The following is an 18,537-nucleotide window of genomic DNA, read 5'->3' on the forward strand; positions in this document are numbered from 1 at the left end:
GCCTGCCGCATCATCATCCTCGAGGACCAGCTCGAAGAAGCCCAACGCATCAACGCCCAATACCGCGCCGCCGAATCGGCCGAATCGAAGAAGCCCACGGCCCCGGCCTGAGGCGCTGCACTACCCAACCGCACGCAGCAGCCACTCCTCACGCGGGCCAGGGGAACGTCCGGGGCCACGTGCAGACGGTCGCCAGGCCGGCCCCCCGTCTCCCGTTCGGCGCGCTGACACGGAGCATCGACGAAACCCATGGCACGGAGCGACACGCGAGCCGGAGACGGCACGGTCGCAGATGCGGGGCGAGCCGACGAGCCGACGAGCCGGCGAGGGACAGTTCGCACCTTCCCTTCCTCGCAATCACCCCCTCCCCTCCGGCCGGTCCTGCGAGGCTGGTCGTGTGATGTATGCCGTGACAGTGGACGCCCGGATCGCCGGTGGGGCCCCGGAGATGGACGAGTTGCAGCGCGTGGGAGCGATCGCTCTGCTGGAGCAGGGGTTCGACGCGGTGGACGGGATCGAAGGCCCGGACGGAGCGGCGGTGGAGGTCGAGGTCATCGATTCCGTCGTCGCCGTCTACCCAGGCGGCGCCGTGCTGAAGGTGTTCACGCACGCCCCCACGCTGGAGACCGCGGAGGAAGCAGTTCGGTCGCTGGTGGAGGAACTCCTGGAGCGCTCCGACCTGCTCTCGGACTGGACCATCGACAAGTGCGAGGTACAGCTCCACCCCGACCTCGCCCAGGAGAGCCTCGACGCCGCCACAGGCCCGAACAGCCCGCCGGCCGACCCGGCGGCACGCCGCGCGCACCTCGCCCAGACACCCGGGTCAACCGCCGCGAGCCCGGCGGAAATCGCGGCGGATGCTGAGAAGGTTCGCCATCAGATGCTGGCTCTTGCGGCCGGACTCAAGGCGTTCGGGCCCGGCCCGTTCGGCGTGCTCAGCGAAGAGGACGCTGAGGACGAGGGGGTGGGCGGCTGCGAGGGCACCACCGATCAGGATGCGCAGCTGGCCGCCGGGTCCCTGATGTGGGCCACGGACGTGTTGGTGGATCAGTTGTTCATGGACGTCCACACCCTGACGGAAGGGCACACCAACGTCGCCGAGTGCGAGGACGTGCTGTGGCACCTGGAGGGCCTTCCGAACCGCTACGCCCTGCGCTATGACGCCAAGTTCGCGCGCCGGTTCCTGGTCACCGTGATCGCCATGACCACCCGGTTCACTCAGGGCACCTTCACCGAGCTGAGCTGCGTCGCCGAGGAACTGGCCCTGCGGCTCCTCCTCACTGAGGCCAAGGTCTGCCTGGAGACCTTCGGCCTGCTCGACACCGGCGTCGAGCAGGCCCTCGACTGCTTCGCCGACCTGGTGTACGAGGACATGGACCACGCGTGGTTGTACGACGACGCCACGGACGGCATCGAGGACAGCCCCATCGGCAGGGCGCCGAGGGTCGCTCCGCTGGGGCTCGCCGACTGGTTCACACCCTTCAACGAAGGCCGCTACGTGCATCCTTACGCGATGGCCACGCCGACCGGCGATGACCAACGGGACGGCGAGGCGGACTCGTAGCACTGACATCTTGCCCCCTGCAGGGGGCAAGACCCGTCTAGTGATCGATGGACACCACGGGTGTGCCGGCCGGGGCCAGGGTCGGACAGTACGTGGCGAGTGAGGGAGCAGTGCCAGCGGGCTTCGAGGGCGACCAGGAGCGTGGGCGGCAGTCGGCGGATCCAGACAACGGTGACATCGGCCAGGCCGTCGGCGACCGCGGTGACGTGGGCCGCGGTGAGGACGCCGCCCACGAGCACGCGTGTGTGCCGGTGCGTTGCTTCAGTGGTGCCACTCCTCCGCGGTCAAGGTGTCGCGGGTTTCCGGTGCCCAGGCGAGGCTCACCGCCCAGCCGGCGAGCAGGACGAGGGTCATCCAGGCCATGGTCCAGCTGACCCCGAGGGAGTCCAGGCTGACCGGGAGCAGGAAGGTTCCCAGGGCGGAGGCGATCCGGCTGCTGCCGTTGAGCAAGCCGACGCCCGAGGCACGCATCGCCGTCGGGAACAGCTCGGCCGGGTAGACCTGGGTGATGTTCGACGCGCCGGCCATGACGAAGGTGTAGATGACGAACGGGATCATCAGGGCCCAGCTGCCCGCGTTGCTGAGCACCGCCATGGCGCCGAGCGCGATGGCCAGGATCAGGAAACTGTGGATGGTGAAGGGGCGGCGCCCCATGCGCATCATCGGCCACAGTCCGAGCACTCCGCCGCACAGCAGAGCGACGTCGATGACGATGTTCTGCATGGTGGTGTCGCCGATGTTCAGCGTCCCGAGGATCTGCGCGGTGAAGGTGTAGATCGCGAAGTACGGAAGAACCTGGGCGCTGTAGAAGACGATCCCGAACCAGGTCTTGGTGGCCTGTCCGGGGGCGAACAGGGCCCGGTAGCGGACCTTGGGGGCGCCCTGTTTCGGGGTCGGCGGCGCAGCGTTGGGGTCGATGTCCTGCTTGAGGAACTTGCGGCGGATCTCGGCAGCTTCCGTGTAGCGGCCCTGGGTGGCCAGCCAGCTCGGTGACTCGGGGATGCCGATCCGCACGAGCAGTACGAGGAGTGCGGGCAGCGAGCCGCTGGCGAGCAGGAGATGTGCGGCCTGGTCGGTGGCGGGGACGAGGGCGCCGAAGACGTTCGCCGTCACGTAGCCCACCGTCCACAGCACGGTGAGCGAGCCGAGGAGCAGCCCGCGCAGCCGCTGTGGCGAGAACTCCGAGAGCAGGGTCGGCCCGACCGCGTAGTCGGCTCCGAGGCCGAACCCGATGAGCAGCCTCAGTACGAAGAGCCAGGCCGGGTCGTGGACCCACATCTGCAGTGCCGAGGCAATCGTGATGAGGACGAAGTTGTACAGGTAGAGCTGCTGTCGGCCGATCCGGTCCGCCACCGAGCCGAGCAGGACGCTCCCCAGGAAGAGCCCGATCAGTGCCGACGCGCCCAGCAGTCCCGACCACACACCGGACAGGCCCATCGTGGTGTTCAGGACAGGCAGTGCTGCGCCGATGACTCCCAGGGCGTAGCCGTCCGAGAAGTTGGCGCCGAACGTGGTGGCGGTCACCTTCAGGTGGAACCTGGTGAACGGTTCCTCGGCATGTGCGTGCCGGGACGTCCGTGTCCCGCCAGGAGGAGGGGTGTGCACGGCAGAACTCAAAGCTGTCTCCTGGGTACTGGGAGGCGCGGCGCGTGGCGGCAGTGACGGGCTGACGGAGATCGGTGATGACGCCAGGCACATCATGAATGACAACTTTCAGCGAATCAATGGTTGAATTGATCTGAACCACTGGCCGCACCCAGTTGCTCCTGCCACGGTCAACGACCACGACGGCCGGACCCGGTGCGTGCTGTCGGGCAGCCGCCAGACCAGAGGGATGCCTCCTCGAGCAGTGGCGGCGATCCCGTGACACCGCGAGCGAACCATCTGCCGCCGCAGGACTGGACGTCGCACCGCGGATGGTGTTGGAGACCGCGCATCGCGCCATGCTCGCCTGGCGTTCCGGTCCACTGTCTCCGGGGGCCCACATGTGCGTCGCCCCTCTCTCGGCCCGCCGGGACGCAACTACCTTCTGCGCCTATTGGGCAGAGGCTTTGCGTTTCGCGGTATGGCGTCTTGATCGCGAGGTATGGATGTGTTCCGCAAACTCGACAGTCCCGGAGGTAGCTCCAGTGTCCCGGTTCGCTTCTCTCGCGATCGCATCGACCGTCTTCACCGTCTGCACCGCCGGCATGGCGGCCACCCCGGCTTCGGCCGACACCGCGTCTCTCGACACGCTGCACTGTCCGACCGGAACATCGAAGACGACTTACGACCCGCCCATCTCACGGACGGAAGTCGACACCACCCGCACCATCGACCAGAAGTACACGGGGTGCGTCGGCACCGGTGCGGCAGCAGGCGTCACGAGTGGAACGCACAAGGACAGCAACGTGACGCGCCGGTCCTGTCTTCAGTTGGGCTCGGAGGGCGACGTGTCCTGGGAGATCAAGTGGAACAACGGCAAGACCAGCAAGGTCTCCGCCCACCGGGTCTCCAACCTGGTCGGCGCCGTGTTCACGAATACGTTCACCGGCAAGATCACTGACGGCCTGCTCGCCGGGCACGGTTTCGTGGAGACCATGACCGCCCTCTCGCCCGAGATCACCGAGTGCACGCTCAACGGGGGCACCGTGTCCGAACTCAATGCAGACCACACCCTGAACGTGATCTGAACGCCCGCACAGGGCACGAGACCAACAGCCACCCGAAGTCCCGGAAGCACCGCCAGTCCTGTCCCTGGGTACGCAGTACAAGCTCCTGCGCACACGCCTCCTCGGCGGAGTCATCAACCCATACCAGTACGGGACTTGACCTACGGCGATGGCTTTCCAAGCCCCCAGGCCGTCGCCGTACCCGTGGCGACGGGCCTGCTTCCGTCGACCGGCGCGCCTTCAACGGGGCCATCAACCAAACCGGAACCGGTTCATACCGACCCACAGTGCGTACGCATCAGGGCGGCCTTCTCGCGCATCCGCTCAGCCTGTTGACGTTGCTGGAGTGCACGTTCCCGCACTCCGGCGAGGCCCACGCGCATCTGAAGCGCCACCGCCTTGCTCTCCGCTGCAGGCGTTGCCATGACGCCCCCTCGGGGTCGGGCGCGCCGGGCCGGGGCACAGCGAGAAGCACCTGCCTTCAGCCTAGGCCAGCAGGAACATTGGGGAGTACGTTCGCGACGACAGATATCTGGGCATGGGCGGCGGCCGCCGTCCGGGGCATGCCCCGGGCGGCGGCCGCTAGTGCGGGGACGGCGCGGCTACTCCCCTTTCACCGCGTCGTTCTCGCGCGAATCCGTCCTCGGCCGGCCGAGGCGCGCGGGAGCGCCTGGGCCGGAAACCGCGAGGACGGAGGCCGGGCCGCCGTGAGTCGGCGCACGGCGGCCCGGACCACCCCGACAGTGGTCTTCGGTCTTCGCAGTGGCCCGGGGACCGGGGGCCGTCAGAAGCCTGCAACGGCACGCGCCTGAGCGCGGCGGGGCTTCGACGACTGTCAGCCTAGCCCTCGACACGGGAGCGACAAGCCCGCGCGTCGACCGCGATGGCCGGACGCGGCGGCGCGGAACTGCCAGGTGAGGCGGATGCTCGACGACTGCCTGCAGAGGCGGATGAGCCCGACTCGCTGCGTCATGGCCGACCCGTGCCAGCGCGGTGCGCTGCCGTTGTAGGCGGCCGTCGTGGGGCGGCGGCGTCCCGCATTACTTGCCGCTGTAGACGGGGAATGCGCTGTGCTCGCCGTAGTCCACGTCGCGCAGGCCCCGCAGGGCGTCCATGTCATCGCCGGAGATCTCGAAGTCGACCTCGGCGTTGGAGCGCATGTGTTCCGGGTTCGCCGTCTTGGGCAGCGACACCGTGCCCAGCTGCAGGGTGTAGCGGATGCACAGCTGCGGGACGGACACACCGTACTTCTCCGCCATCGCCTGGACCTCGGCGTTCTTCAGGATCGCTCCGTGGGCGATCGGCGAGTACGCCTCGACGAGGATCTGCTTGCCCTCGCAGTAGTCCAGCAGCGCTGAGGGGGTGTTGCCGGCGTGGACGAGCAGCTGGTTCACGTGCGGCGCGACGGTCGCGCCCTCAAGGATGTTCTCCAGGTCCTGCTGCTGGAAGTTGGACACCCCGATGGAGCGGATCTTGCCGGTCTGATGCGCCTCTTCGAGCGCGCGCCATGCTGCCCGGTTGCCCTCGGCGTAGTCGCCGCCGCGGAAGTCGTTCCACGGCTGCGGGCTGTGGATGAGCATCAGGTCGATGTACTCGAGGCCGAGCTTCTGAAGTGACGCGTCGATCGAGGCGACCGCCTCGTCGTAGTCCTTGATCTCGGCGGCGAGTTTCGTCGACACGAAGAGCTCGTCGCGGGGTACCGCGGCGCTGCGCACGCCCTCGCCGACGCCGCGCTCATTGCCGTAGGCCTGGGCGGTGTCGATGTTGCGGTAGCCGAGCTCCACGGCCGCGCGGACCGCCTCGGCCGCCTTGTCGTCGTCGATGAACCAGGTGCCGAGCCCCAGCTTGGGGATCTCGACGCCGTTGGACAGCTTGTAGGTCTCGTTCAGGATGGTCATGCGGTCGCTCCGTTCCTCGGCAGCTCGCCGTACACCTCGTCGGTGACGGGCTCGAGCCATTCGTTGCTGACGTCTTCGCCCGGGGTGATGAAGGCGACGTGGGAGAACCACGAGTCGGCCTTCGCGCCGTGCCAGTGCTTCGTGCCCGCCGGGACGCGGACCACCGTTCCCGGCTCCATGCTGACGGGATCATCGCCCTCGGCCTGGAACCAGCCGCTGCCCGCCGTGCACAGCAGGATCTGGTCCCCGCCGCCGCCCGTGCCGTGGTGGATGTGCCAGTTGTTGCGGCAGCCCGGCTCGAAGGAGACGTTGCTGACGGGAACGCTTCCCGAGGCGAGCGGGGCCAGGTAGCTCTGGCCGGTGAAGTACTGGGCGTAGGCGTCGTTCTTCTCGCCGAGCGGGAAGATCTGGTCGAGTCCGTTGGCAGTCATTTGCTCGTGCTTTCTTTCTGTTTCGGTGCGTCACGTCCCGCTGTTTCGGTGCGTCGCGCTGTTTCAGCGTGTTCCGCCTAGCGGTTGACGTAGCCCATGTGCTCGGCGTTGTAGCGATCGCCGCTGACGCCGACCCGCTGGGCGAGGCCGTCGAGGTCGGCCACCTCGTCCGCGGACAGCGCGAGGGCCGTCGCGGCGTTGTTCTCCTGGATGCGGGCCGTGCGGCGGGTGCCGGGGATCGGCACGATCCACGGATGCTGCGCGAGCAGCCATGCCAGGGCGATCTGGCCCGGCGTCGCGCCCTTGCCTTCGGCGAGCCGCCGGACATGGTCGACGAGCGCCTGGTTCGCGGCCAGGTTCTCCGCCTCGAAGCGCGGGACCCGTTGGCGGATGTCTCCGTCGGTGAAGGTCACGGACGTGTCGACGGTGCCGGTGAGGAAGCCCTTGCCGAGGGGGCTGAACGGCACGAACCCGATGCCGAGCTCGGCGAGCGTGGGCAGCACCTCGGCCTCGGGGTCCCGTGTCCACAGCGAGTACTCGCTCTGGAGTGCGGTCACGGGGTGGACGGCGTGTGCGGCGCGGAGGGTGGCGGCCGAGGCCTCGGAGAGCCCGAAGTGCCTGACCTTCCCCTCGGCGATCAGCTCACCGACCGTTCCCGCGACGTCCTCGATCGGTACGTCGGGGTCGACGCGGTGCTGGTAGAACAGGTCGATCGCGTCGGTACGGAGCCGCTTCAGGGACTCCTCCGCGACGCGGCGGATCTGCTCGGGACGGCTGTTGAGGCCGACGCTCCGGCCGGCCTGGATGTCCCATCCGAACTTGGTGGCGATCACGACCTGGTCGCGGATCGGCTCGAATGCCTCGCCGACCAGCTCCTCGTTCACGTAGGGACCGTAGACCTCGGCGGTGTCGAAGAAGGTCACGCCCTCGTCGACCGCGGAGCGCAGCACCGCGATCATGTCGTTGCGGCTGCCCGGGTTGGGGCCGTAGCTCTGGGACATGCCCATCGCGCCGAGCCCGATCGCGGAGACCTCCAGGCCTTGTCCGAGTGTTCCGAGTGTTCTGGTGTGCATGGTCAGCTTTCTTGGATCGTGGTCGGGTGCGCGCTGCGGGGCTCTCCTGCGGTGGACATCGCGGCGAGGCTCGCGAGCAGTTGCAGGCGCTCCTGGCTGGGCGAGCCGGGCTCGGCGGTGTAGATGAGGAAGGAAAGGCCCGGCTCGGCGGTCAGCTCCATCCCCTCGTAGGTCAACGTGAGGTCGCCGACCTCGTGGTGGTGGAACTCCTTGGTGCCCGATCCGTGGCGGCGCACGTTGTGTGCTCCCCACCGGGTGCGGAACGCGTCGCTGCACGTGGACAACTCACCGATCAGGTCGTGCAGTTGCTTGTCCCGGTGGTCCCTGCCGGCTTCGGTGCGCAGGATCGACACGGTGATGTCCGCGGCCGCCTCCCAGTGCGGGTAGAACGCCTTGGCCCGTTCGTCGAGGAAGCAGTAGCGCGCCAGGTTCCCCTGTCCGGGGCCGTCGAGGACCTCGTCGTAGAAGGCACGCCCGAGGGCGTTGGTGGCGAGGACGTCCATCCGTCCGTTGCGCACGAACGCGGGCCCGTGGTCGACGGCGTGCAGCGCCCGGGTCAGGCTGTCCCGGGGCACCCACTTCTTCGACCTGCGCCTGCGCACGGGCCGGGCCGCGCCATTGGCCGACCGGGCGAGGTCGAAGAGGTGCTCGCGCTCGGCGTCGTCCAGTTGCAGCGCCCGGGCGAGCGACTCCAGGACGGCGTCGGAGACACCGGCCAGCTGGCCGCGCTCGATCTTGGCGTAGTACTCCGGGCTCACGTCCGCGAGCATCGCCACCTCGCCGCGGCGCAGGCCCGCCACCCTCCGGTGACCGGAAACCGGCAGGCCGGCCTGCTCGGGAGTGAGGTTCGCTCGACGGGACATGAGGAACTCCCGTGCATCGTTCCTGGCGTCCATGGCTTCCACGCTACGACGCGAAGCCGCTGTGAGGGATGCCCTGCCAGTACGCCCCTCACCGGGGACTCCCTCGCTCGACATGTGCGGCGATGTCATGGGCGTTACACCTTCAGAGATCCACCGACGGACGTCGACGCAGGCAGGGAGCGATCATGGCTGAGAACACAGGCACGGGCTGGACCGGCTGGACCGGAGGGAAGAATGCCTTCGGCGACTTCGCTCCGGGGATGGTCCATTACACCGACAGGGTCCTCTTCGACGAGGTCTGGGAGCGCGAGGGCCTGTCCAAGCGCGACCGCAGCCTCGTCACCATCGCCGCGCTGACCGCGCTCGGGAAGATGGACCAGCTGCAGTTCCACCTCGGCTTCGCCCGCCAGAACGGCGTCACCGACGAGGAGCTGCAGGAGGCTCTGCTGCACTTGGCGTTCTACTCTGGTTGGCCCAACGGCATGGGAGCGACGAGCGTGCTGAAGAGCATCGTCGAGCAGCAGGACTGAGCAGGCCCCAGGGCGCGCCCGCCGCGTCGGCCGGATGGTCGGCGACGGCATCCACGATCACAGCTCGCGGCCTCGGGCGGTGCCCGGGCTCCTGCTGGCCAGGGCGCCTCCGATCTGGCGGCTGGGGCTGAAGGCACCGCTGCCGGTCCCGGTCTGCTCGGCGAGTACGTGATCCAGCAGCAGGGCGGTGGGCGGTGGCGTCACCAGCGGGCCGGCCGACGACCGTCGAGCAGTTCGGACGTCCTCCACCCTCTTGCAGAGCGCGCCGCAGTCGATGTCTGCCCCCACGTCACGTGCCGATAGAGCGGGCGCTGTGCGCTGAACCGGCGGCGGTGCGAAGCCTGTTGCCCGCCCTGCGGTCCTGCAGACCCACGGCCGCCGTAAGGGTCGCCCCGCCCAAGATCGGTGCCAATATGCCGACGAAGAACCACCACGGGACCTCGGCCGCGACGGTCGTACGCCACTGCACGAGGTGGCAGACGACGAAGGACAGCCCGACCCCGAAGTTGGTGACGAGCACCGCCACGGCCATCCGGCGGGCTCCGGTGCGCGTCGCGGGGCGTTGGCTGCCTGTGATGGCGAACCGAGGCTCGCCATCGGGCAGTTCGGAGGCCGGCGTGACCCGCAGCAGCAGCGCGGCGGTGACGGACAACAGCGCGGTCACCCCCACGTAGACGAAGACGAGCATGAACGCGCTGCCCACGGACTTGTCCGTCCAGGCGTCCACACCACCGCCGCCGATGTGCTGCGGGATGCGGGCGGGCAGGCGCGGATACACGGTGAGGCCCCAGGCCACCATCCCGGCCATCAGCGACACACTCGCCGCGAGCCAGGCCCAGGGGAAGCGCGGCGGGGTGTACGAGGCTTCCGGCATGCACCCATTGTGGGGGCACCGCGGACCGCATGATCCTTCACGTCCCCGGCGACGATCCGCATCCGCCGGCGGTCGGCCCGGTGTATCAGGGGCACGCCGAGATCGTCATCACCTCGTAACCGCGCTTCCCCCGAGCACATCCGGTCAGGCAGGATCAAGATCGATCAAGGGTGCAGCCCGGCCGATCGACCGGCCGTACATCCACACAGCAACGGGGGAACCACATCATGTTTCGCAATCACCGCCGCAAGGCCGTCCTCACCGCCGCCGCTCTGATGGCCACGACCACTCTGCTGACGGCCTGTCAGGGAGGCGCGGACGCAAGCGACAAGGCGAGCGGTTCCGGGTCGTCGACCGCGGCCTCTGACGCGAAGGGCAAGTCCGGCGACGACGGGGCGGATTCGGCAGACGGCACGGGGTCCCAGGCCGGCAGCGGCTCGGGAAGCTCGTCGCAGGGCAAGGGCGTGAGCGGCACCTGGTTCGGCAACGTCTCCTACCTTGCGCCCGGCAAGTACACCGTCACCGACTTGAAGGACACCGAGCAGGCCTTCTTCACCTCGACCGACACCGACATCCAGGGTGCCGGCGAGATCTGCGGCGACGCCGAGGGCCAGGCGGCCACCCCGTGCAGCGAGAACGAGCTCGAGGCCGCGGCCAAGAAGGGCGTCTCCGCCACGGTGAAGATCGAGAACGGCACGGCGGTCAGCATCGTCGAGGACCACTCCAGCAGCGGTGGCGGCAGTGACTCGGACACCGGCAAGCCGAGCGGCCTCCGCTCCGGGGAACTCGGCTACCTGGCCCCGGGCAAGTACTCGCTGCTCGACAGCGACGGGAACACCATCTCCTTCTTCAGCGCCACCGCCACGAACATCAACGGCAACGGCTGGATCTGCGGCGAGGCCGGGGGCGAAATGAAGCGCTGCACCGAGGGCGAGCTCGAGGCCGCTGCGAAGAAGGGCGGCGTGCGGGTCGTCGTCAAGCTCGACAACGGCGCCGCCGTCACCATCGACGAAGAGCACAACTAGGGGCGTGGTCGGCGAACCGGCCGACCACTAGGAACCCCCGGCCCGCGTCCCCCGTGCGTCGCGGTGTCGTTTTCGGTCGCGATGGCCGGCGCAGGTTTCGGCGCCGGGGATCGGGCATGCGAACAGCACACTCAGCGAGAGCCACGATCTGCACGAAGAAGGGACGGCTAACCCATGAGCGCTCCAACGGCACAGGCGGAGCGCGTGACCTGCCCCGAAGCCCGTAATCGGGTCAGGTCGATGCTCCAGCCCCTGTGCGAGAAGCTGCCCGCTCGCCGAGCGGACCAACTGCGCCAGGACGCCTGCCTGGTGACCAGTGAACTGATCACCAATGCCATGCTGCACGGCGGCGGCGTCAGCGACTTCGACGCCCACGTCGACGACCAGGTGCTGACGGTGCGCGTCAGCGATCACAGCACCGCCCCGCCGCGCCGGCTGCCCCGTGCGCCGGAACGGGCCGGCGGATTCGGCTGGAGCATCGTCCGCCACCTGAGCAGCCACGTCGACGTCGCGCTGGGCGACGAAGGCAAGACCGTCACGGTCACACTCGACGCCGCTCGGCTGCCCGCCCCGTAGCCCGCGGGCGGCCGGGACCGGCGGGCCTGTGACCGACGAGTGAACGAACTCGCCGGAGAATATGGAGGGTCCCCAGGATTGCCCGGGCCGCACCTGGGAACACAGAGGGTCAGCGAAGTACCCGTCCGAACCAGCGAAGGGGACACCCGCGATGACCACCGTGACCGCGTCCGCACACACCAGGTACCCGGCCTCACGGACCCAGCAGAGTCTGATCGAGCGCGCCTATACCGATCCAGGGTCCGTCACTCCCATGGACGCCCGCGAGGTCGGCCGGCACTTCTTCGAGCGCCTCACCCAACTCGAGGAAGGCACACACGAGTTCCAGTACGCCCGCAACGTACTGATCGAAATGAATCTCTCCCTGGTGCGGTACGCCGCCTCGCGCTTCAAGCACAGAGGGCACGAGGAGATGGAGGACATCATCCAGGTCGGCACGATCGGCCTGATCAAGGCCATCGACCGGTTCGAACTGGCCCGCGGGGTCGAGTTCACCTCCTTCGCCGTGCCGTACATCACCGGCGAGATCAAGCGGTTCTTCCGCGACACGACCTGGGCCGTGCACGTGCCCCGGCGCCTGCAGGAGGCACGGGTCGAACTGGCGCGCGCCGCCGAGGAGTTGAGCACCCGGCTCGGCCGATCGCCCTCCACTCAGGAGCTCGCCGAGCTGATGCAGCTGGAGCCCGCCGAGGTCGCCGAGGTACAGAAGGCGGTCAACGGCTACAGCGCCGTGTCACTGGACGCCGCCGCGATGAACGAGGACGACGAGACCGGCACCGCGCTCGCCGACTTCATCGGCTTCGACGAGGAACGCTTCGAACTCGTCGAGAACTTCCACGCTCTGGCTCCGCTCATCGCCGAACTCGACGAACGGGACCGCACCATCATGCATCTGCGTTACGTCGAGGAACGCACCCAGCAGGAGATCGGCGACGAGCTCGGCTGCTCCCAGATGCATGTCTCGCGTCTCATCTCGCGCGTTCTGAAGAAGCTTCGCGCCGAGCTGCTCGCCACCGAGTAGGCCCGTCTTCGCCCTTGAGCGACCCTACGTGGGCGGGGATCGCACCGTGGGCCCGCTTATTTGTCGGCCGTGACCTTGAGGACGTCGCACGTGTGCTGGAACTCCTCCATCAAGCGGGTTGCCTCGACGACGAGGACGCCGTAGGGGCGGGTGGCGTCGGCCAGCGGCAGGTCGTGCTGCCTCGCCGCCTCCGCGATCCGCTCCCGCGCCTCCTGGGCCGCGCCCGCCAGCCTGCACATCTCGTCGGCCTGCTCCGCGAGGGTGTCGCTGTCGATCTCGGCGACGACATGGGCGATGTCGCGCAGCCGGCGTGCGAAGTCCGCGTACCTCTCGAGGACCGGTGCGTAGGTGTACGCGTCCTCCTTCTCGCGCCACCGGCCGAGGCTGCGGGTCAGTGAGCCGAGCTGGTAGACCGCGCGCTCCAGCGCGTCGAGCGAGTCCCGGTAGCGGTCGAACGACAGGTAGCCCCGGTGCGCGGGCAGCAGGCGTCGCGGGTTGAAGGGCAGGCTGTGCTCGGCCATGCTGAGCCCGCCCCGGGCATTCTCGACCGCGTCCTGCAGACGGCCGCCGGTGGTCTGCCACTGCTCGGCACGGTCGGCGTCCACGTCGCCGCTGCACAGGCCGTCCGCCACGTCGTCGAGCAGCGCCTCGAGCTCGGCGGCCAGGGTGCGCAGGCCGTGTTCCGCGCTGCGGTAGCGCAACGGAGGCGCGATGCACAGGTGCACGATCAGGCCGATCCCGCAGCCGACGAGAACGAGCAGGATGATCTGCCCGAGCTGGCTCGCCTTGTCCGCCGTGGTGGTGGCCGCGGCGTAGGTCGAGAAGGCGAAGAAGGCGGCCGTCGGGACCTGGGAGCGCTGTTCCCCCAGCGCCGGCCACTGGGCGATGGTCAGGGCGATCAGCGCGACGAGTACGAAGGCGAGCAGATCGGGTCCCGCGGTGAAGCCGATCGCGGCCTGCACCGCCACCCCGACCGTGACAGCACCGGCGTAACGGAGCGCCTGCCACACGGATGTGTAGATCGTGGCGTTCATGGTGAGCGCCGCGGAGAACGGCGCGAACGCCGGAGACATCGCCTTCATGACATCGTGTGCGACCCACCACGCCAGTGTCGCGGCCAGCGCGCACTTGCCCACGAAGAGCACGGTGTCGCGCTCGTGCCCGGACGAGCGAACCGCCCTCGCCGACCACTGACCACAGCTTCGGATCCGGTTCCGCACGTGCTCCGCCTTTCCCCTCCGTGTGCCGCTTCGCCTCCATCAGAACAAAAGAGTGGGCCCGACCGCGAAAGGCCGGGCCCACCTTGCTCGGTCGGCGCGCCGCGTCGATGAGACCGAGGAAGCCCTACGGCAGGTCGACTTGGTGAGCCGCGTCGACCAGGCGCCGCAGCTCCTGCTCGGTCCAGCCGGTCAGCCGTGACACATGCGACCAGTCCTCGGGCGTCGCCCCACTCGACCGCAGCGCCGCGGCCGCCTCGACCTCCAGATCCGTGCGGGCCGCATCGAGGGCGGCGACGGCGTCCTGGTACCTCTGCAGCGCGAGTTCCAACTTGGGTTCGTCCATCGCCGCATTGTGCACGACCACGGGCGCTGGCCGCGTGGCCCGCCCGTGGAAACCGTGGCGCCAGGCTGATGACCTGGGCTAGGCTCCACGGCCATGACTACCGGGACGGCTTCGCGCCACGCACGGATCGGTGACCCGGTGCTCCACTGAGCGCCGTACGGGCCGGTGCGGGCCCCGTTGCACGAGCTCCGCCTTCGTCGTGTTGACCGCAGGTTCAACTGGCAACGACGGTAGGAGAGTTCATGACAGTCAAGACGCTGGAGATTTCGACCGCGGACGGCGTGGCCGACGGGTTCGCCGCCTTTCCCGGGGGCGGTGGCCGGCACCCGGGTGTGCTGATGTACCCGGACGGGTTCGGGATTCGGCCCGTACTGCGGGAGATGGCCGAGGAGTTGGCGGAGCACGGGTACTACGTGCTCGTGCCGAATGTCTTCTACCGGCACGGGCCCGCGCCGGTGGCCGAGCTTCCCGAGTTCATCGGGGCGCAGGACCGGGAGCGGGTCATGGGTGCGGTGATGCCCTTGATCCAGGCGCACACCCGCGAGCGTGTGCTGCGCGATGCCGAGGGCTATCTCGGGTTTCTCGGCGCCCAGGCCGAGGTCGCCGCCGGGCCTGTCGGGGTGACCGGGTACTGCATCGGCGGGCTGTACGCCGTGCGCACCGCCGCGGCCTTTCCGGGGCGGGTCGGCGCCCTCGCCGCGTTCCACGCTCCCGTCGGCGTCGACGGACCCGGGCTCTTCGAGACCGTCACCGCGCGGGTCCATCTCGGGCACGCCGAGGGCGACTTGACGCCCGACGCACTGGGCGGGCTGAACCGTGGGCTGGATGCCGCGGGGGTCACCTACACCTCCGAGATCTACCCCGGCACCGTCCACGGGTTCACCATGGCCGACACCGAGGCCTTCAGCCCGGCCGGGCTGAAGCTGCACCGGGAGCGGCTGCTGCCCCTGCTGGGCACCCTGAACGGCGCGTAGGGCTCAGATCCGTCTCTGACACCTGCTCTGGCCGGCTTGGTGTGCTGTCCTGGATCGTGGTTGACGACCGGATCACTCCGTTATCGGCAGGCACTCGGCGAGCAGGTCGACGACGTCCCGCCAAGCTCGCTGCGCGTGCTGCGGGTGGTAGCCGACCCCGGGGCGCACGATGTGGTCGACCGGTGGGTGATGGAAGGCGTGCAGGGCGCCGCCGTAGACCACGAGGCGCCAGTCGACGCCCGCAGCCTGCAACTCGGCGGTGAATGCGTCCCGTTGCGCGGGCGGCATGATCGGGTCTTCCGACCCGACCCCGGCCCACACCGGGCAGCGAATGCGCGCCGCCTCGCCCGGTCGGCCCGTGGTCAGTGCGTTGACCGTCGCGATCGCGCGCAGGTCGACGCCGTCGCGCCCGAGTTCCAGCGCGATCGCGCCCCCGGTGCCGTAGCCGACGGCGGCGATCCGGTCCGGGTCGGCCCGCGGCTCGGCGCGGAGGACGTCGAGTGCCGCGTGGCCGATGCCCCGCATCCGGTCGGGGTCGGCGAGCAGCGGCAGGCAACGGGCCAGCATCTCCTCGGGGTCGCCCAGATAGCGCCCGCCGTGGAGGTCGAAGGCCAGCGCCACGTATCCCAGCTCGGCGAGGGCATCGGCCCGGCGGCGTTCGACGTCGCTGAGCCCCACCCCCTCGGGCCCGACCAGGACCACGGGCCGGCGGTCGACACCGGCCGGGAGCGCGAGGTGCCCGATCATCGTCAGGCCGTCGGCCGCGTATGCGATCGTGCGCGTGGTAACCGTCGTCATGAGCCTGGACTGTAGTGATCGTCGGGCCCGGTCGGGCCGGTGTTCTGCCGTCGGCAGAGCCGTCGGCAGAAGCTCGCGCCGGGACCGCACACGGACAAGCAGGTGAGCCGGATCGCCGGCCGCCACCACTGCGCGCGCCTCTTGGAGTGCGAGGTCGTCGTGCGCGGAAGGCTACGCGTGCCATCCGGCACGTCCCGTCAGACCTTGCGCCACTTCGCGTTGGTCCACGAGAAGAACCCGAAGGCGACGAGCCCCGCGGCGATCAGGACGAGCAGCCACGGGCCGGCCGGGGTGTCGGTGAAGGAGCGCAGCGTGTCGTCCATGCCCTTGGCCCGGCCCGGCTCGTGCCGCACGGCGGCGGTGACGGCGAAGGCGCCCGCGACGGTGAAGACCACGCCGCGGGCGGTGCCGCCGAATACGCCGAGGAGGTCGACGCACTTGCGGGCCCGGGAGGAGAGTTCGGACATCTTCAGGTGCTTGTGGAACGTGCGCAGGACCGCCCGTACGGCGATCCAGACGCCGGCCGCGGCGACGGCCAGCCCGGCGGCGCCGACGATCCACTGCCCGTGCGGCCATTCCAGCGCCTTCGCCGTGACGTCCTTGGAGCTCTCGTCGGAACTCGTTCCGCCGCTCGACTTCTCCCCGCCCGCGAAGGACAGCACGGAGTACGCGACGAAGCCGTAGAAGACGCAGCGGCCCGCGGCCATCGCCCGCTTGCTCGCCTTCCTCCCGTCCGGCCCGGCCTGGCCGAAGGCCCCCTCGGACAACCGCCATACGGCCATTCCGGCCACCGCGACACCGAGCAGCCACAGCAGGCCCATGCCGAAGGGCTTCTCAGCGATCTCCGCCACCGCGCCGGTGCGGTCCGCCTGCTTGCCACCGCCGTCGGCGAAGGCGATACGCAGGGCGAGGAATCCGATCAGGAGGTAGAGGACGCCGCGCCCCGCAAAGCCCGCGCGGGCCGCCATCGCGACCGCGGGGCCCTTCGCCGCGCGTCGAGCCCGTCCGAGACCTTGCGCCGTCACCGATCCAGAAGCTCCCATGACAGCCGAATGCCCCTGTTTTCGCACTCAGAACCTGCTCGGAAAGGGGCATGCCAGGCAGCGAATGCCTGTGTGTCCGTCACCCGGTCTGCTGGGCATCTCCTGCAGGTGCGCCTCGTTGCCCACGGCCCGCCCCGTCGGCCGACCGGTATCCCGCGACCGTTGAGGGTTTCTTTGGCGCCCGTCCGGGTTGAAACGGGAGCCTGTTCGTATCCACTGTGGTCCACGAGGGATTGGGCAATCACGTACGACAGCGGGCTGACCGCGGCCCCCACGAAGGAGCACGTCCTTCACGCGCACCACTGCGACCACAGCGTCGACGTGAACGTCACCGGTTAGGTCCAGGTTCGCTACCTGTCTCAGTCGGGGACCACGGGGGCTACTTCTTTATCTCGCCGGACAAGGTCCGTCGCTACGAGCCGGTCGTACCCGGCGTGGATCTAGGTGCGGTAGGGCTGGTGACGCGTCCGCTCGGCGAGGGCCTGCCGCCGGGATCCTGTGGCGCCGCTGGGGCCGCCGGGGCCTCGCCGCCGGGCAGCCGTGGTTCAGCGGTACTGCTCCGGAATTTCCATCTGGTCCGAGCCGTCGGAGATGTACTCCATCCCCGGGTTCTCGACCTCGGCAACGACGATCCAGGGTTTATGCCCCTTCACCTCGCAGACCGCGTGCAGGCGCAGTTTCGCGTCCCAGTACCCGTCCACCCAGTCTCCCGGGTCCTGGAACCAGCTCGGCGGCTCGGAGTTGTCCATCTGCCGGTACACGAAGTTGCCGCGCTCCAGGCTCCGGATAGTGCTCTTGCGGCCGGGCGCGGCAACCCCGTCGACCCCGGGGCTGAATCGGGCGGCCCCCCCCCAGATCACCGACGACAGCTCCGTACGCATTGCTTCGTCGTCATGCGGTCTGGCTGAGTGATCCCGTCCGGCCTCGTCGCGCACCGTGAGGGTGATCGTGTCGAGGTGATCCAGGCCGACCGGGCCGTCGAGTGTGGTGGTGAGCCTCAGACGGTTGGGGCCCACGCGGATCAGGCTGAAGGTCAGCTCGGGAGTCAGCTCGCGGTGCCAGCGGTCGCGTTCGATCTTCGCCACCTCTCGCGCGGTGTAAGCCGAGTCCGCGGCGGCCGCCGCCGCTTTGCGGGTCGTCCAGTACGCCATGACCGCGGCGACCACCACCCCGACCGCGCCAGCAATGGCGCTGAACGCCGTCCAGTCGTCAGTGTTCATGGCGCTGGACCGTAGCAGCAGCGGCGGCTGCACCCGGTGGAGTGTCCGGATCGGGACATCGACATAGGATCGGATACCGATATCGGTTTCGTCACTGCCGGAGGTGCCCAGGTGCGGGAGTTTCAGCGGGGCGCGGTGCGGCTGCACATCCTGCACCACGCGGCCGAGGAGGAGATTCACGGTGCGTGGATGACCGAGGAACTGGCCTCCCATGGCTACCGGATCAGCCCCGGCACCCTTTACCCGACGCTGCACCGGCTGGAGGTCGATGGGCTGCTGGTCTCCGAGCAGCGGGTGGTCGACGGCCGTACCCGACGCGTCTACTGGGCGACCGAGGCTGGGAAGAAGGCTCTGGCGGAGGACCGCCGGGCACTCAGGGAGCTGGCCCGCGAGGTACTGGGCGACGAGGTGCCGTAGCGCCTGGCCGGTCAGC

Annotated in this window: 21 protein-coding genes and 1 pseudogene; 9 read left to right on the forward strand and 13 right to left on the reverse strand. The window is 69.2% G+C overall.

The features are described from left to right. A pseudogene (locus tag OKJ99_RS11530) lies at positions 1-111 on the forward strand (MerR family transcriptional regulator); the annotation flags it as partial. Positions 112-400: 289 nt separating this feature from the next. Further along, positions 401-1,564 (forward strand): hypothetical protein, encoded by a 1,164-nt coding sequence (locus OKJ99_RS11535; RefSeq protein ID WP_326015881.1) that lies wholly within the window; start codon positions 401-403, stop codon positions 1,562-1,564. 261 nt (positions 1,565-1,825) lie between these two features. On the opposite strand, the gene OKJ99_RS11540 is transcribed toward OKJ99_RS11535, so the two are convergent. Then, a complete protein-coding gene (locus OKJ99_RS11540) occupies positions 1,826-3,088 on the reverse strand; it encodes an MFS transporter (protein WP_326015883.1) in 1,263 nt (420 codons plus the stop codon). 605 nt (positions 3,089-3,693) lie between these two features. On the opposite strand from OKJ99_RS11540, the gene OKJ99_RS11545 reads away from it, so the two are divergent. Next, positions 3,694-4,236, forward strand: coding sequence for a hypothetical protein (locus OKJ99_RS11545; RefSeq protein WP_326015885.1), 543 nt, complete (start codon positions 3,694-3,696; stop codon positions 4,234-4,236). 251 nt (positions 4,237-4,487) lie between these two features. On the opposite strand, the gene OKJ99_RS11550 is transcribed toward OKJ99_RS11545, so the two are convergent. The 5 genes from OKJ99_RS11550 to OKJ99_RS11570 all read right to left on the reverse strand — a co-directional run bounded on the left by OKJ99_RS11550 (position 4,488) and on the right by OKJ99_RS11570 (position 8,513). Beyond that, complete coding sequence (locus OKJ99_RS11550; RefSeq protein ID WP_326015887.1) at positions 4,488-4,640, reverse strand: hypothetical protein; 153 nt, start codon at positions 4,638-4,640, stop codon at positions 4,488-4,490. Between the two features lie 615 nt (positions 4,641-5,255). Beyond that, positions 5,256-6,113 carry an aldo/keto reductase gene (locus OKJ99_RS11555; protein ID WP_326015888.1) on the reverse strand — a complete coding sequence of 286 codons (858 nt, stop codon included), beginning with the start codon at positions 6,111-6,113 and terminating at the stop codon, positions 5,256-5,258. Then, positions 6,110-6,544, reverse strand: coding sequence for a cupin domain-containing protein (locus tag OKJ99_RS11560; protein WP_326015890.1), 435 nt, complete (start codon positions 6,542-6,544; stop codon positions 6,110-6,112). The genes OKJ99_RS11555 and OKJ99_RS11560 overlap by 4 nt, the downstream gene beginning before the upstream one ends. 77 nt (positions 6,545-6,621) lie before the next feature. Next, positions 6,622-7,617, reverse strand: coding sequence for an aldo/keto reductase (locus OKJ99_RS11565; protein WP_326015891.1), 996 nt, complete (start codon positions 7,615-7,617; stop codon positions 6,622-6,624). Between the two features lie 2 nt (positions 7,618-7,619). Then, positions 7,620-8,513 carry a helix-turn-helix transcriptional regulator gene (locus OKJ99_RS11570; protein ID WP_326015893.1) on the reverse strand — a complete coding sequence of 298 codons (894 nt, stop codon included), beginning with the start codon at positions 8,511-8,513 and terminating at the stop codon, positions 7,620-7,622. A 152-nt stretch (positions 8,514-8,665) separates the two neighbouring features. Between OKJ99_RS11570 and OKJ99_RS11575 the strand changes: the two genes are divergently transcribed. Next, positions 8,666-9,010 carry a carboxymuconolactone decarboxylase family protein gene (locus OKJ99_RS11575; RefSeq protein WP_326015895.1) on the forward strand — a complete coding sequence of 115 codons (345 nt, stop codon included), beginning with the start codon at positions 8,666-8,668 and terminating at the stop codon, positions 9,008-9,010. A gap of 57 nt (positions 9,011-9,067) precedes the next feature. On the opposite strand, the gene OKJ99_RS11580 is transcribed toward OKJ99_RS11575, so the two are convergent. Together OKJ99_RS11580 and OKJ99_RS11585 are read right to left on the reverse strand one after the other, a co-directional pair. Then, positions 9,068-9,298 (reverse strand): hypothetical protein, encoded by a 231-nt coding sequence (locus OKJ99_RS11580; RefSeq protein WP_326015897.1) that lies wholly within the window; start codon positions 9,296-9,298, stop codon positions 9,068-9,070. 1 nt (position 9,299) lies between these two features. After that, positions 9,300-9,884, reverse strand: coding sequence for a DUF1648 domain-containing protein (locus OKJ99_RS11585; protein ID WP_326015898.1), 585 nt, complete (start codon positions 9,882-9,884; stop codon positions 9,300-9,302). Between the two features lie 227 nt (positions 9,885-10,111). On the opposite strand from OKJ99_RS11585, the gene OKJ99_RS11590 reads away from it, so the two are divergent. The 3 genes from OKJ99_RS11590 (at position 10,112) to OKJ99_RS11600 (ending at position 12,506) form a co-directional block, all read left to right on the forward strand. After that, complete coding sequence (locus OKJ99_RS11590; RefSeq protein WP_326015899.1) at positions 10,112-10,909, forward strand: hypothetical protein; 798 nt, start codon at positions 10,112-10,114, stop codon at positions 10,907-10,909. A 174-nt stretch (positions 10,910-11,083) separates the two neighbouring features. Beyond that, positions 11,084-11,485, forward strand: coding sequence for an ATP-binding protein (locus OKJ99_RS11595; RefSeq protein WP_326015900.1), 402 nt, complete (start codon positions 11,084-11,086; stop codon positions 11,483-11,485). A 151-nt stretch (positions 11,486-11,636) separates the two neighbouring features. Beyond that, positions 11,637-12,506 carry a SigB/SigF/SigG family RNA polymerase sigma factor gene (locus OKJ99_RS11600; RefSeq protein WP_407700675.1) on the forward strand — a complete coding sequence of 290 codons (870 nt, stop codon included), beginning with the start codon at positions 11,637-11,639 and terminating at the stop codon, positions 12,504-12,506. 56 nt (positions 12,507-12,562) lie between these two features. Here the strand turns inward: OKJ99_RS11600 and OKJ99_RS11605 are convergent, their stop codons facing one another. Then, complete coding sequence (locus OKJ99_RS11605; protein WP_326015901.1) at positions 12,563-13,726, reverse strand: FUSC family protein; 1,164 nt, start codon at positions 13,724-13,726, stop codon at positions 12,563-12,565. Between the two features lie 124 nt (positions 13,727-13,850). Beyond that, positions 13,851-14,069 (reverse strand): hypothetical protein, encoded by a 219-nt coding sequence (locus OKJ99_RS11610; protein WP_326015902.1) that lies wholly within the window; start codon positions 14,067-14,069, stop codon positions 13,851-13,853. 242 nt (positions 14,070-14,311) lie between these two features. Here OKJ99_RS11610 and OKJ99_RS11615 point away from each other — a divergent pair, with 242 nt between their 5' ends. Further along, on the forward strand, positions 14,312-15,043 hold the full coding sequence (locus OKJ99_RS11615; protein ID WP_326015903.1) for a dienelactone hydrolase family protein: 732 nt from the start codon (positions 14,312-14,314) through the stop codon (positions 15,041-15,043). Positions 15,044-15,115: 72 nt separating this feature from the next. On the opposite strand, the gene OKJ99_RS11620 is transcribed toward OKJ99_RS11615, so the two are convergent. The 3 genes from OKJ99_RS11620 to OKJ99_RS11630 all read right to left on the reverse strand — a co-directional run bounded on the left by OKJ99_RS11620 (position 15,116) and on the right by OKJ99_RS11630 (position 18,284). Continuing rightward, positions 15,116-15,841 (reverse strand): dienelactone hydrolase family protein, encoded by a 726-nt coding sequence (locus tag OKJ99_RS11620; protein ID WP_326015904.1) that lies wholly within the window; start codon positions 15,839-15,841, stop codon positions 15,116-15,118. 197 nt (positions 15,842-16,038) lie between these two features. After that, positions 16,039-16,809, reverse strand: coding sequence for a DUF1206 domain-containing protein (locus OKJ99_RS11625; RefSeq protein WP_407700681.1), 771 nt, complete (start codon positions 16,807-16,809; stop codon positions 16,039-16,041). 620 nt (positions 16,810-17,429) lie between these two features. Beyond that, positions 17,430-18,284 (reverse strand): hypothetical protein, encoded by an 855-nt coding sequence (locus OKJ99_RS11630; protein ID WP_326015906.1) that lies wholly within the window; start codon positions 18,282-18,284, stop codon positions 17,430-17,432. Positions 18,285-18,293: 9 nt separating this feature from the next. On the opposite strand from OKJ99_RS11630, the gene OKJ99_RS11635 reads away from it, so the two are divergent. After that, positions 18,294-18,521, forward strand: a complete 228-nt coding sequence (locus tag OKJ99_RS11635) for a PadR family transcriptional regulator (RefSeq protein WP_326015907.1) — start codon at positions 18,294-18,296, stop codon at positions 18,519-18,521. The last annotated feature ends 16 nt before the right edge of the window (positions 18,522-18,537 follow it).

Source organism: Streptomyces endophyticus (assembly GCF_035798155.1).
GTDB classification, from domain to species: Bacteria; Actinomycetota; Actinomycetes; order Streptomycetales; family Streptomycetaceae; genus Streptomyces; species Streptomyces endophyticus.